Genomic DNA, 12,184 nt, shown 5'->3' with positions numbered 1-12,184 from the left:
CCGGCGCTCCGACGCGCGCCACGCCGCTGCAGCCGGCCCGGATGTGGCCGGGCGACGTCGTCAAGGTCGGCGCGGTCGGGCTGCGGACGCGTCCGATGCGGGCGTTCCTGTCCGCGCTCGGCATCGCGATCGGGATCGCGGCGATGGTCGCGGTCGTCGGGGTGTCCTCGTCGTCGCGCGCCGACCTCGACCGGGCGCTCGCCGCGCTCGGCACGAACCTGCTGACCGTCTCGCCCGGCAGCACGCTGACCGGCGAGGAGGCGCAGCTCCCGCTCGAATCGGAGGCGATGGTCGGACGGATCGCGCCGATCCGGGAGGTCTCGTCCATCGGCCTCCTGGACGACGCGAAGGTGTACCGCACCGGCAAGATGCCCGAGACCGAGACCAAGGGGATCGCCGCCTACGCGGCCCGCACCGACCTGCGCGAGGCGATCGGCGCGGAGCTGCGCAGCGGCGTCTGGCTGAACGCCGCGACCGGCAGCTTTCCGGCGACCGTCCTCGGGTCGGCCGCCGCGGAACGGCTCGGGATCGGCCATGCGGGGCCCGACGTCCAGGTCCTCATCGGCGGACGCTGGTTCACCGTCATCGGCATCCTCGACCCGGCCCCGCTCGCCCCCGAGCTGGACACCGCCGCGCTGGTCGGCTGGCCCGCGGCGCAGGCCGGGCTCGGCTTCGACGGGCATCCGACGACGATCTACACACGGTCGCAGGACGCGAGCGTCGAGGACGTCCGGGACGTGCTCGGCGCGACCGCGAACCCGGAGGCGCCGAACGAGGTCGAGGTGTCCCGCCCGTCGGACGCGCTGGCCGCGCGGAAGGCCGCGGGCGAGGCGTTCACCGGGCTGCTGCTCGGGCTCGGCGCGGTGGCGCTGCTCGTCGGCGGCGTCGGGGTGGCGAACACCATGGTCATCTCGGTGCTGGAGCGCCGCTCGGAGATCGGGCTGCGCCGCTCGCTCGGCGCGACCCGCGGCCAGATCCGCACCCAGTTCCTCGCCGAGTCGCTGCTGCTGTCCGCGCTGGGCGGCCTGGGCGGCGCGGTCATAGGGGCGCTGGTGACGAGCATCTACGCGCTCTACCAAGGCTGGCCGGTCGTGATCCCGGCGTGGGCGGTGGCCGGCGGCGTGGCGGCCACCCTGGTCATCGGCGCGATGGCGGGGCTATACCCGGCGATCAGGGCGTCCCGCCTCAGCCCCACCGAGGCGCTCGCCACGACCTAGCGTGAATGGAGTCGGTGGAACGGGTGAGAGTCCGTCCTATGGAGGAAGGGGACGGCGAGCCCGTCACGACCGTGGTCACCTGGGACGTCAAGCCGGGACGGGAACGCGACTTCGAGGAATGGGCGGAGGGCCTCCACCGGGCCGCGACCCGCTACCCGGGGCACCGGGGCGCGACATGGCTGCGCGCGGAAGGGTCGCGGCACCGGTACTACACCGTGGTGAACTTCGCCGACCAGGAGAGGCTCGACCGGTGGATGACGTCCGAGGAACGCGCGGAGTGGATCGACCGGGTCCACGGGATCGCCTCCGAGCACTACCGGGACACCACCGGCCTGGAGACGTGGTTCAACCTGCCGGGCGAGTCGGTGCCGGCGCCGTCCAGGCTGAAGATGATCGCCGTCACGTTCGTCGCCGTGTACCCGATGAGCCTCCTGCTGCAGGCGTTCGTCACGCCGCTGGCGACGTCGTGGCCGCTGCCGCTGAAGGCGCTGACGTTCCCGGTCATCGTGATCCCGCTGCTCACCGTGGTCGTCATGCCGGCGCTCAGCAGGCTGTTCCGGCGCTGGCTGTACCCGGTCAAGCGGACCCACCGTCCCGCGAAGCCCGGTCGCTGACCGGGCCTTCGCCGATCAGGCGAGCAGGTCGGCCAGCTCGCGGACGGCCTCCCGGAGCCGGTCGGCGAACACGGTCATCGCGTCCGACACCGGGCACGGGGTGCTGAGGTAGACGTTGAAGCGGTCCGGGAGCAGGACGTAGGCGACGCCGATGCACCGCTCGCTCGTCGCGCCGAACCCGAAGTACCGGATGTTGGCGGACGGCGCCGAGCTGGTGCTCAGGTAGTCGTTGCGCATGACGAGCCAGCCGGGCGACTCGAACAGCGGCAGCGGCCCGGCGCCGCCGAGCTCCGCGCCGCGCCGCTCGTGGATCAGCCGCAGCTCCCACAGGTGCTGCTCGGGCGCCTGCCCGGCCTGGCACTCCTTCGCGCGCCTGACATGGGCGTCGGCGGCGGCGCGGAACGCGTCCCGGCGGATCGTGCGGCCGCTGCCGGGATCGTCCATGATCTCGGCGAAGTGCAGCACCTCGGGCGTGACGACGCGCATGGCCTCGGTGCGCCCGTTGCGGTACTGGCGGGTCGCGATCGACTCGTAGGTGGCGCCGACGAAGCCCTTCGCGCGCTTGTGGGCGAGCTGGTAGGCCATCTGGACGAACGCGTCCGGCGACATCTTCAGCCGCTTGATCGCCTCGGCGCCGAAGCCGTCGAACGACACGGTCGTCGTGGCGGTCGCGGCCCCGTACGCGGCGAACGAGGACGCGGCGTCGCGGATGTCGCGGCGCAGATCGTCGTCCAGGACGAACTCGATGGGCTCGATGAAGGGGAGCCCCTGCGACTTCGCGCCCGACCGCTGCGAGAGGACGGCGGGCGGCGTGCCGAGCAGCGCGTCGACGAAGCTGAGGATCGTGGTGCCGTCCAGCTCGCAGTGCTCGACGTTGATCCCGGCCGTCCCGTCCGCGAAGACGACGAACGACACCGCCTTGTCGAACCACCGGTTGCCGCTGTCGCCGTGCAGGAGGTGATCGCAGGCGTCGAGGGTGTTCTTGGGCGTGAAGTCCTCCAGGCAGACGCAGAACAGCGCCGTCTCGACGTCGTCGAGCGCCTCCGCGTTGCGGGGGTCGGCGGCGAGGAGCGCCGCGCGGCTCTCCGCCCACGCGGCGCGGGCCTTGGTGGTGAGGTGCCCGGCGGACGGCTCGGGCGCCGCCTCCGCCTTCATGATCGTGCCGAGGCCGGCGGTCAGCTCGTCCAGCGTGTGGGGGCGCCCGCCGGGGCCGAGCACGTCCATCCGGATCACGTTGTTCCGGTAGAACACCACGATGTGCCGGGCCTCCGACGGGCCCGGCCACTCGTCGGTGTACGGGGCGCGGACGGTGTCCTGCCGGACGCCCGGGACGCGCGTCGTGGAGAACAGGAACCTGTTCTGCGCCATCGACAGCGGGCGGCCGCGCTGCACGACGGGCGGGACGTCCTCGTCGTCCAGCCGGAGCTTGTAGTCCAGCGCGCCGGCGATGAGCCCGGCGGCGCGCTCGACCTGGTCTTCGGCCGTCTCCTTGAACAGGAAGAAGAAGTTCGCGTTCAGCGCGATCCGGTCGCGGCGGCCCAGGTAGCGGTACGGCCAGAACGTGTCGAGCCAGCTCTGCACGCCCTCGGACGCGTCGTAGCGCTCCAGCGCCGCGTGCAGCTTGCGGCCCGGCCCGTCCGGGCGGGCGAAGTCGGCCAGCGCCGCCTCGGTCCGGGTCCGCTCGTCCTCGGTCAGCAGCGGCGCGCACCACTCCATGAACCGCCGGCACGTCGCGTCGAGCGTGGGCAGCGGCACGCGCGGCAGATCGGCCTCGTTGCCGAAGGTGCGGGACGAGAGTTCTTCGCTGGCGTTCAAATCAATCCTCGTTGTCACTGATTGGTCGGCGTCGTTCACTTGTCGGTCGGCCGTGAGATGTAGAGCCGGGCGTAGAACCAGCCGCCGGTCTCCAGGCCCGACGGGTCGACGCCGACGTCCGCCAGGCGGTCCAGGACGAGCGACTGCTCCTCCGGCGTCGCGAACCGCCGCTGCCTGAACAGCCCGCCCCGCCGGACGGTCTCGTACCCGGCGGCGGCGAGGGTCTCGGCGACCGCGTCGAACGGGAACATCCGCAGCACGAAATGCGCCATCCACGGGCGCCGTCGCCCGTGCGCGCCGACGACCCGGGAAATGGTGCGCTCGGTGACGTATCCGAGGCAGCCGGTGGAGATGACCAGGTCGGTCCCGGCGAGTTGCGCGCGCTGTTCGTCGGTCGGGTCGCCGTTCTCCAGATCGGCGTGGACGGCGCCGTCCAGGAATCCGGCTTCGAGCGCATAGGAAAGTGCTTCCTCCGAGGCGTCCAGGCCGAGGAACCGCACACGCTTTTCACCTTCAACGGAACGGACCAACTCCCGGTCGCGGGCCAGCAGCGTTCCGCGCGTGTGCCGATGGGCGTCGCGGCCGCCGTAGCGATCGTACAGGTCGCCCATGGTGATGCCGTATTTCACCAGGGCCGCATTGATGCCATAGGAGCAGCCGATATCCAGAACGGTCGGGACCGGTACCCGATGCGCCTCCCGGTATTCGGCGATGAGCCCGCGGAAGTGCGGTTTGGCCAGTTCCGGGATGTTGTAGTCGAGGTCGCGGAGCGTGGAGAAGTAGGCGCGGGGATCGGGCCGCGTGTAGATGTGGCCGAGCGAGATCTTCCCGGTCGTGTCGACGCGCACGGAGGTCCTCCGAGTCGGTTGGGTCGAGCCGGTCCTGCTGCTGGTCGGGCGGTCGGCCCGGTCGGGCCCCGGGCTAGTCGAGCAGCCGGTCGACCCGGACGGCGCGTCCCTCCGCCGCCAGATGCTCGGGCAGGACGCGGCCGAACAGCTGCCGCGTCCGGGCGACGCTCCCGACGACCCCGGGGCGCTCGCTGTAGGCGAAGATCGCCGTGTGCCGCGCGGTCCGCCCGGTGACGGTGCTCACCCGGTGCAGTGCGTACCTTCCCTGGAAAAGCTGCAGGTCACCGGGCCGGAGCGTGAGCCGCTGGATCAGGTCGCCGCCCTGCCCGGTCAGCACCCGGCGGACGTCGCCGAAGTTCTCCGACTCGGCCGTCCGGATGCCGGGGCAGTACTCGAAGGCGCCGCCGTCCTCGGCCTCCTGCGTCAGCAGGCTCACCGTGAACTCGTTGGTGTCGAAATGCCAGGGATGCTCCATCCCCGGGTTGACGACGTTGAGGCACAGCCCCGACAGCGGGTCGGCGAGCTCGTGCACGCGCGGCAGCCCGAAGCAGTCCGCCACGAACCGCTGGAAGAGCCCGTTCGAATACAGCTGGTGGACGATGAGGTCCGCGCCGATGCGGTCGCGGGGGACGAACGCGTTGCCCCGCTCGGCCGTGATCCGGCCCGGGTGATCGTCCGGCAATGGCGTCCGGACGTCGATGTTGTAGGCGTTGACGGTTTCGACGTCATAATGCGCGTGCGGAGCGATCGCGGCGCATTCCGTGCGCAGCGCGTCCCGCAATGGCGTGCGAATGAAGTCGGGCAGGACGCGGCATCCCGATTTCGCCAGCTCGTCCCGGGTCCGTGAAACGACGGCGCGCCATCCGCCGCCGCCGGGTTCCGTCAGCGGATAGCGCTCCGTGTCGATCACCCGGCCGAGAGCCTCCGCTGCGCCCATGGGGATCCTTCCGCGTCGGCGAACCTCAGACGGGTTTTAGCACAATCCCTCCGACAATTCCTGGCAGCGCCTTCCGGAATGTTCGGCAGAAAGCGATAAGGCGGGTCCGTGACCTGTGCCTTCGGACGCGCCCTGACGCCCCCTGACCTGCCCGCCCGCCGCCGTCCCTGTGGCCCATCTCACCCGCCCGCACGGAACCCCGGCGGATCGGGGGTGGCGGCCGGCGGGACGATCCGCGAACCTTTCCTCACGCAGCGGCGTCAGCGTCCTGTGGAACATGAGCGAGGAAGTTCAGGGAGCGCGGGATGGACTGGCGGCTGGCGGAATTCACCGAGGACCGCGAACTCGGACGCGGAGCGCAGGGACGGGTCGTCCTCGCCCACCACACCCAGTCGGGCACGCCCGTCGCGATCAAGTACCTCGTGCAGGGCGATCCGGGGGCGGTCGCGGCGCTGCGGTCGGAGGCGCAGATGCTCGGCCGGCTGACGAGCCCGTACGTGGCGCGCCTCTACCGGTTCACCGAGAGCGAGCACGGCGCCGCGATCGTGATGGAGGCGATCAACGGCGCGTCGCTGAAGGAGGTGCTGCGCGAGCACGGGAGGCTCGCCCCGGAGGCGGCGCTGCTCGTCCTGAAGGGCTCGCTGCTCGGGCTCGCCGCCGCGCACGCGGTCGGCGTCGTCCACCGCGACTACAAGCCGGCGAACGTCGTCGTCCAGCCCGACGGGCTCAGCAAGCTGGTGGACTTCGGCGTGGCCGTGCTGGCCGGGCAGGGCTCGTCCGCCGGGACGCCCGTGTACATGGCGCCGGAGCAGTGGCGCGGTGAGGCGTCCTCGCCCTCCACCGACGTGTACGCGGCGACCTGCGTCTTCTTCGAGTGCGTGACGGGACGGCGGCCGTTCGCCGCGGCCGAGCGGGCGGTGCTGATGAACCAGCACCTCACCGGGCCCGTCGACGTGGCGGACGTGCCGGAGCCGCTGCGCCCGCTCGTCCTGCAGGGCATGGCGAAGGACCCGGGGGAGCGGCCGCTCGGCGCGGCGTCGTTCGTGACCATGCTGGAGTCCGCGGCCGCCGCCGCGTACGGGGGCGACTGGGAGCAGCGGGGCGTCCGCGCGCTGGCGGCCGCCGCGGCGGCGCTGGCCGCGCTGTTCCCGCTCGCGGCGCTCACGTTCCCGGGGGCGGCGTCCGCGACGGCGGGCACGGCCGGCGCGGCCGGGACGGCCGGCGCGGCCGGGACGGCGGGCGCGAGCGGCGCCGCCGGAACGAGCGGCACCGTGGGAGCGTCCGTGAGCAAGGGCTTCCTCGCCACGACCGCGGGCAAGGGCGCGATGGCCGCCGCCGGAGCCGCGGTCGTCGCCACGACGGCGGGCGGCGTCTACGTCGCGCAGGACAGCACCGAGCCGGCCCCCGCCCCCGTCGCGGTCGTGACCATGGCCGCCGACACCCGGACGATCACCGGCGGCACGACGCCGATCCAGATCCAGAACGCGCGCTACCCGACCGTCGGCGGCCTGCGCGACCCGGCCCTGGAGCGCCGGATCAACGCCGAGCTGCGCGGGCCGATCGACCGCCTCATCGCGATGGCGCGGGAAACCTCGGCCAAGGTCGACTGCCGGGGGAAGCCGGTGAAGCTGGGCGTGGAGACCAGGCTCGGGCTCCGCGGCCCGCGCCTGGTGTCCGTCCGCTACTTCCAGCTCAACGACTGGTGCCAGCAGGCGGACGGGTCGCCCGGCGGCGAGGTCGTCACCGTCGACCTGCGCACCGGCCGCAGGCTCACCAACACCGACGTGTTCCGTCCGACCGCGCTGACGGACGCGGGCGTGACCCGGATCCGCTCGCTCGTCGCGCAGCACCCGGTCGCCCACGAACGCGAATGGGACGACTGCAGCTCCGACGGGCGGTTCAAGCGCTCCGACTTCCTGCCCAGCGAGGCGCGCCTTCCGGGGGCGAAGGCGACTCCGCCGACCCTGAGCGCGTTCTTCACGCCCGCCGAGTTCCAGCTCTCCTATCTCGCCGGCGGCAGCGACGGCTGCGGCAACCTGAACTTCGGGGCCGCGTACGCGACCGTCCGCGAGCTGCTGAAGCCCGAGATCGCGGCGATGCTGCCCGCCGCGCCCTCCCCGTCCCGCAGCTGACCTGCCGTGCTCGACCTGGGGCCGCGACATGGGCGCGGCCTCAGCGGGTACGCCGCCCCGAATGGACCGGGCAGGCAGGGAGCGGATGACGCGGGACGGCGACCGATGCTGAGAGAGCTCGTGGCGGCCAGCCACCTGATGTCGATGGAGCAGCTGCCGGGCGCGGTGGCCCGGCACGCCGCCGACGCGGGCCTGCACGACGCGGTGATCTACATGGCGGACCTGCAGCAGACCGTGCTGCGCCTGCTCACCGGCAAGGGCGAGGACGCCGCGCGGGACCCGGGGCGGGAAGCCGCCGAGCTGAAGATCGAGGGCACCATCGCGGGCCGGGCGTTCCAGACCGTGGAGCCGGTGACCGGCCAGGTGTTCGACGACGGGACCTGCCAGTACTGGCTGCCGATCCTCGACGGCTCCGAGCGGATCGGGGTGCTCAGGGCCACGATCCGCCAGGACGACGACCGCGCCAAGGACGACGCCGAGTACCTGGCCGGCCTGGTCGCGCTGATGATCGTCAGCAAGGGCCCGTACAGCGACTCGCTGTCCCGGCTGGTGCGCACCAGGGACATGACGGTGTCGGCGGAGATGCAGTGGCGGCTGCTCCCCCCGATGACCTTCGCCAACGACCAGGTCGTCATCGGCGCCGCGCTCGAACCGGCGTACAACCTCGGCGGCGACACCTTCGACTACGCGCTGGCCGGCGACACCGTGCACCTCGCGATCTTCGACGCGATGGGGCACGACACCACCGCCGGGCTGACGTCCAGCCTCGCGATCGCCGCCTGCCGCAACAGCCGGCTGCACGGCGCGAACCTCATCGAGACGGGGCGGGCGATCGAGCGGGTGCTGATCGACCAGGACGGCGACGGACGGTTCGTCACCGCCGTGCTGATGGAGCTCGACCTCCGGTCCGGCGTCGTGTCGTGGATCTCGCACGGCCACCCCGGGCCGGTGGTCATCCGCGCGGGGCGCTGGGTGACCACGCTGGAAGGCCGTCCCGGCACGCCGCTCGGCACGGGGCTCGGCGTCGTCCCGGAGCTGTGCGGCGAGCAGCTCCAGCCCGGCGACCGCATCCTGCTCTACACCGACGGCATCGTGGAGGCACGCGACCCGGACAAGCGGGAGTTCGGCCTGGACCGGTTCACCGACTTCGTCATCAAGCGCGAGGCCGACGGGCTGCCCGTCCCCGAGACGCTGCGGCGGCTCGTCCGCAGCATCCTCGAACACCATGAGGGACGCCTGGACGACGACGCCACCGTCCTGATCCTGGAATGGCACGGCCCGTCCGCGTCCGTCCGGGCGTGATCAGACGCCGGGCGTCGACTCCGGCGCGGGGCCCTGCACGTACCGGACGGCCCACCGCACCAGCCCGCGGCCCACCCCGTACAGGATCAGCGCGACACCGGCCAGCGGCAGCACGAGCAGGACGATCTGCAGCCCGGAGGTGACGAGTTCGAGCACCCCGGCGCCGTGCGCGGCCTCGGACGCGAGCCGCCGCATCATCCACCAGTCCTTGGCGACCAGGTCGGGGACCTGGCTGAGGATGAGGCCGATCTGGAAGATGAGCACCGGCACCACGGTCAGCACCCAGAGCGTGACGAAGATCTGCGGCCAGCGCTTGAGGTCGTCCAGCTGCGCGTCGCGGGGGCGGCGCAGCAGCGTCCGGCGCAGGATCGGCCCGATGTACTTGAACAGGTCGGGGATGCCGATCAGGTCGGACATGATGTAGTACCCGTCGAACCGCAGCGTCGGCAGGAGCTGCTGGAACATCTGCATGTTGACGTACAGGACGGTGACGAGCAGCGGCTCGAACCCCGTCTGGTGGTACGCCAGCGCCAGCCCGACGATGAAGATCGCGTTGAAGTAGACGCCGGCGAGGTCGGCGCGGAGCCGCCCGCCGCGGCCGAGCCGGTACGACTCGGTGATGTCGGTGTAGAACGCCGGCCAGACGAGGTAGATGCCGCAGCCCATGACGCCGGGCCGGACGCCGCCGTACCGGCAGGCGCTGGCGTGCCCGAACTCGTGGAACGCGACCGACGCGACCCCGAGGCCCATGACCAGCAGGATGCTGACCGGGTTGAGGATCGTGGCCGCGAGCGCGTCCGCCACCGACCCGGTGGTGAGCATCCAAGCCTCGCCGGCCACGAACGCGGCGAGCATCAGCGCCAGCACCACGGGCCGGAACAGCCAGCCGAACACGCCGCCGACGAACCAGGTGAACGACTCGGGGAACACCGCGACCCGCCACTTCAGCGCGAGGAACGGGTCGGCCTTGACGGACGTGGGCTCCGTCCCGTCGCTGTAGGTGGTGACGCCGAGCGGGGCGAGCTTGCGGTCGGCCAGGTAGACGATCTGCTCGGCGGTGAGCCGCGCGCCCGCCTCCTCGCTGACCGTCCCGGCGACCCGGTCGAGGGCGTGCGCGACGTCGCCGTCCGCGAGCCCGCGGTGCTCCTGGAGCGCCTTGACGACGATGTACAGCAGCGGCGGCAGCCGGACGAGCTGGCCGTTCGGCAGCCGGACGAGCTGGGGCGCCTCCCGGTAGCCGGAGTTCTTGAACTCGCCGAGGAGTTCCGCGCCGTCGACGAGCCTGGGCAGGGTGAGGGCCGCGGGCGCGCCGGCGCCGTCCACGGACGCTGTGGTGGGGGTCCCCATCAGTGCTGCTGGACGACGGTGCCGGGAACGCAGGTCAGGGAGGAGTACGGCGCCTGCGCGAACAGGCCGGTGCCGAGGAGGCCGGCGTTGCCGGGGGAGTGGGTCGCCTGGCAGGAGTACACGATCGTGGTGCTGCCGTCGTCGCCTCCGCCGAGCGGCGCGGCGGTGGACAGCAGGAGCCGCCCGGGGAGGACCTCGGGGACGAGCCGGTCGAGGTCCGCGTAACTGAAGGTATGAGGGTGCGTGTCGCTCATCGGTTCGCTTTCGCCTTGTGCGGAAAGAGGGGGAAGGGCTGGCGGGAGAACGCCAGCCCTTCCCAAGCGGGCCGAGGCCCGCTGTCATGCCGTGCCGGATCAGTGGCCCGACGCGACCACCGAGCTGCTGGCGCAGGTGAACGAGGAGGTCGGGTTGTTGGAGCTGAGGCCCAGACCGCCGATGAGTCCACCCTGCGGGTTGTTGTTGACCGCCTGGCAGTTCGGCACGACCGCGGTGGTGCCGCCGCCGTCGTGGCCGCCGTGGCCACCGCCGTGGTTGAGGTTGAAGTTCTCGTTCTCGTTGTCGTCGCCGCCACCGACGAGGAGGGTGGACAGAACGGCGCGCTCCGGCAGGACCTCGCCGGCCAGCTTGTCCAGCTCGCTGTAGCTGAAGGACTTCATGTGGTTCCTTTTCTCCCTTGTCACGCCCGGTTCTCAAGGTGGATACCGGATGTCCCTTTCCACGCCTCAGGTCGAGGCGAGGTAGCTCTACGTATAGCAGATGTCACTCACAGTGGCCAAGTAAGGCCCTACCAGGCTCGCCGTGGCGTGCTGCGGTCGGGGGCGGCGCGGAGGCACTGCGGGCAGGGAGCCGTAGGGGCACGCTGACCAGGAAGGACAGGAAATGGTCGACCGCCTCAAATACTGAGCCTGACCATGTCTTGACGATTCGGCCCGTCCGGACGGGTAGGCGAGCCGGCATGGAATTCGGATACACACTGCTCTGCGAGCAGACGCCGCCCAAGCAACTCGTCGCCGACCTGGTGGAGGCGGAAGAGGCCGGCTTCGGCTACTCGGTCATCTCCGACCACTATTTCCCGTGGCTTGAGGACCAGGGCCACTCGGCCTACGCCTGGTCGGTGCTCGGCGCGCTCGCGCAGGCCACCCACCGCATCCCGCTGATGACGTTCGTGACGTGCCCGATCATGCGCTACCACCCGGCGGTGGTGGCGCAGAAGGCCGCTACGATGGGCGTCCTCTCGGACGGACGGTTCACGCTCGGCCTCGGCTCGGGCGAGAACCTGAACGAGCACGTCGTCGGCCGCGGCTGGCCCTCGGTGGACGTCCGGCACGAGATGTTCGAGGAGGCCGTCGAGATCATCAGGGCGCTGTTCGGCGGCGACTACGTCAACTACCGGGGCCGGCACTTCACCGTCGACTCGGCGAAGCTGTACGACCTGCCCGACCGCCCCGTCCCGATCGGAATGGCCGCCTACGGCCCCCGCGCCGGCCGCCTCGCCGCCCGCCACGCCGACGTCCTCGTCTCCGACCAGCCCGTAGGCAACGTCGTCGACCTCTTCCACAAGGAGGGCGGCGCGGGCAAACCCGTCTACGGCCAGATCCCCGTCGCCTACGGCGACGACTACAACGAGTGCGTCCAGCGCGCCCACCGCATCTGGAGGTTCTCGGTTCCCGCCTGGAAGGTCATGGCCGAGCTGCCAGGCCCGGTCAACTTCGAGGCCGCCGCCGGGACCGTCCGCCCTGAAGACGTCGCCAAGTCGGTCCCGTGCGGCAACAAGGTGGACGACTACGTCCAGGCCGTCCAGCAGTGGGCCGACGCGGGCTTCACCCACATCTCCTTCTGCCAGTCCGGCCCCGACCACCAGAAGGACTTCCGCACCTGGGCGGAGGCCGACCTCCTCCCCACCCTCCGCCAACACTTCCCCTAGACACGCCAATCCCTAGGCACGCCGAGCGCCGTCAAGTCTGCGGACCGC

General features: G+C 71.7%; 11 protein-coding genes. 5 read left to right on the top strand and 6 right to left on the bottom strand.

Features of this window, described 5'->3' with window-relative positions:
- Window positions 1–41: 41 nt before the first annotated feature.
- Window positions 42–1,217 carry an ABC transporter permease gene (locus tag ACH35V_RS35245; RefSeq protein ID WP_395979244.1) on the top strand — a complete coding sequence of 392 codons (1,176 nt, stop codon included), beginning with the start codon at window positions 42–44 and terminating at the stop codon, window positions 1,215–1,217.
- A gap of 38 nt (window positions 1,218–1,255) precedes the next feature.
- Window positions 1,256–1,831, top strand: a complete 576-nt coding sequence (locus tag ACH35V_RS35240) for an antibiotic biosynthesis monooxygenase (protein ID WP_395979195.1) — start codon at window positions 1,256–1,258, stop codon at window positions 1,829–1,831.
- Window positions 1,832–1,846: 15 nt separating this feature from the next.
- Here the strand turns inward: ACH35V_RS35240 and ACH35V_RS35235 are convergent, their stop codons facing one another.
- From ACH35V_RS35235 to ACH35V_RS35225, 3 genes are all read right to left on the bottom strand, one after another.
- Window positions 1,847–3,646, bottom strand: coding sequence for a choline/carnitine O-acyltransferase (locus tag ACH35V_RS35235; RefSeq protein ID WP_395979194.1), 1,800 nt, complete (start codon window positions 3,644–3,646; stop codon window positions 1,847–1,849).
- Between the two features lie 35 nt (window positions 3,647–3,681).
- Window positions 3,682–4,494 (bottom strand): class I SAM-dependent methyltransferase, encoded by an 813-nt coding sequence (locus ACH35V_RS35230; protein ID WP_395979193.1) that lies wholly within the window; start codon window positions 4,492–4,494, stop codon window positions 3,682–3,684.
- A gap of 73 nt (window positions 4,495–4,567) precedes the next feature.
- Entirely contained in the window at window positions 4,568–5,431 is an 864-nt protein-coding gene (locus ACH35V_RS35225) for an arpA protein (protein WP_395979192.1), read from the bottom strand.
- A 305-nt stretch (window positions 5,432–5,736) separates the two neighbouring features.
- Between ACH35V_RS35225 and ACH35V_RS35220 the strand changes: the two genes are divergently transcribed.
- Together ACH35V_RS35220 and ACH35V_RS35215 are read left to right on the top strand one after the other, a co-directional pair.
- A complete protein-coding gene (locus ACH35V_RS35220) occupies window positions 5,737–7,563 on the top strand; it encodes a serine/threonine-protein kinase (RefSeq protein ID WP_395979191.1) in 1,827 nt (608 codons plus the stop codon).
- A gap of 105 nt (window positions 7,564–7,668) precedes the next feature.
- Window positions 7,669–8,865 (top strand): PP2C family protein-serine/threonine phosphatase, encoded by a 1,197-nt coding sequence (locus ACH35V_RS35215; RefSeq protein WP_395979190.1) that lies wholly within the window; start codon window positions 7,669–7,671, stop codon window positions 8,863–8,865.
- Here the strand turns inward: ACH35V_RS35215 and ACH35V_RS35210 are convergent, their stop codons facing one another.
- From ACH35V_RS35210 to ACH35V_RS35200, 3 genes are all read right to left on the bottom strand, one after another.
- Window positions 8,866–10,212 carry a hypothetical protein gene (locus ACH35V_RS35210; RefSeq protein WP_395979189.1) on the bottom strand — a complete coding sequence of 449 codons (1,347 nt, stop codon included), beginning with the start codon at window positions 10,210–10,212 and terminating at the stop codon, window positions 8,866–8,868. It lies immediately after the preceding gene.
- The gene (locus ACH35V_RS35205; RefSeq protein WP_395979188.1) at window positions 10,212–10,466 is read right to left on the bottom strand and encodes a hypothetical protein; all 255 of its coding nucleotides are present in this window, start codon (window positions 10,464–10,466) and stop codon (window positions 10,212–10,214) included. The genes ACH35V_RS35210 and ACH35V_RS35205 overlap by 1 nt, the downstream gene beginning before the upstream one ends.
- Window positions 10,467–10,565: 99 nt before the next feature.
- Window positions 10,566–10,868 carry a hypothetical protein gene (locus ACH35V_RS35200; protein ID WP_395979187.1) on the bottom strand — a complete coding sequence of 101 codons (303 nt, stop codon included), beginning with the start codon at window positions 10,866–10,868 and terminating at the stop codon, window positions 10,566–10,568.
- A gap of 299 nt (window positions 10,869–11,167) precedes the next feature.
- On the opposite strand from ACH35V_RS35200, the gene ACH35V_RS35195 reads away from it, so the two are divergent.
- The gene (locus ACH35V_RS35195) at window positions 11,168–12,136 is read left to right on the top strand and encodes a TIGR03557 family F420-dependent LLM class oxidoreductase (protein ID WP_395979186.1); all 969 of its coding nucleotides are present in this window, start codon (window positions 11,168–11,170) and stop codon (window positions 12,134–12,136) included.
- The last annotated feature ends 48 nt before the right edge of the window (window positions 12,137–12,184 follow it).

The sequence above is a fragment of the Actinomadura sp. 1N219 genome, assembly GCF_044326405.1.
Lineage (GTDB): Bacteria > Actinomycetota > Actinomycetes > Streptosporangiales > Streptosporangiaceae > Spirillospora.
Note: the sequence above shows the minus strand (reverse complement) of the source record. Positions and strands in the feature narration are given on the sequence as shown.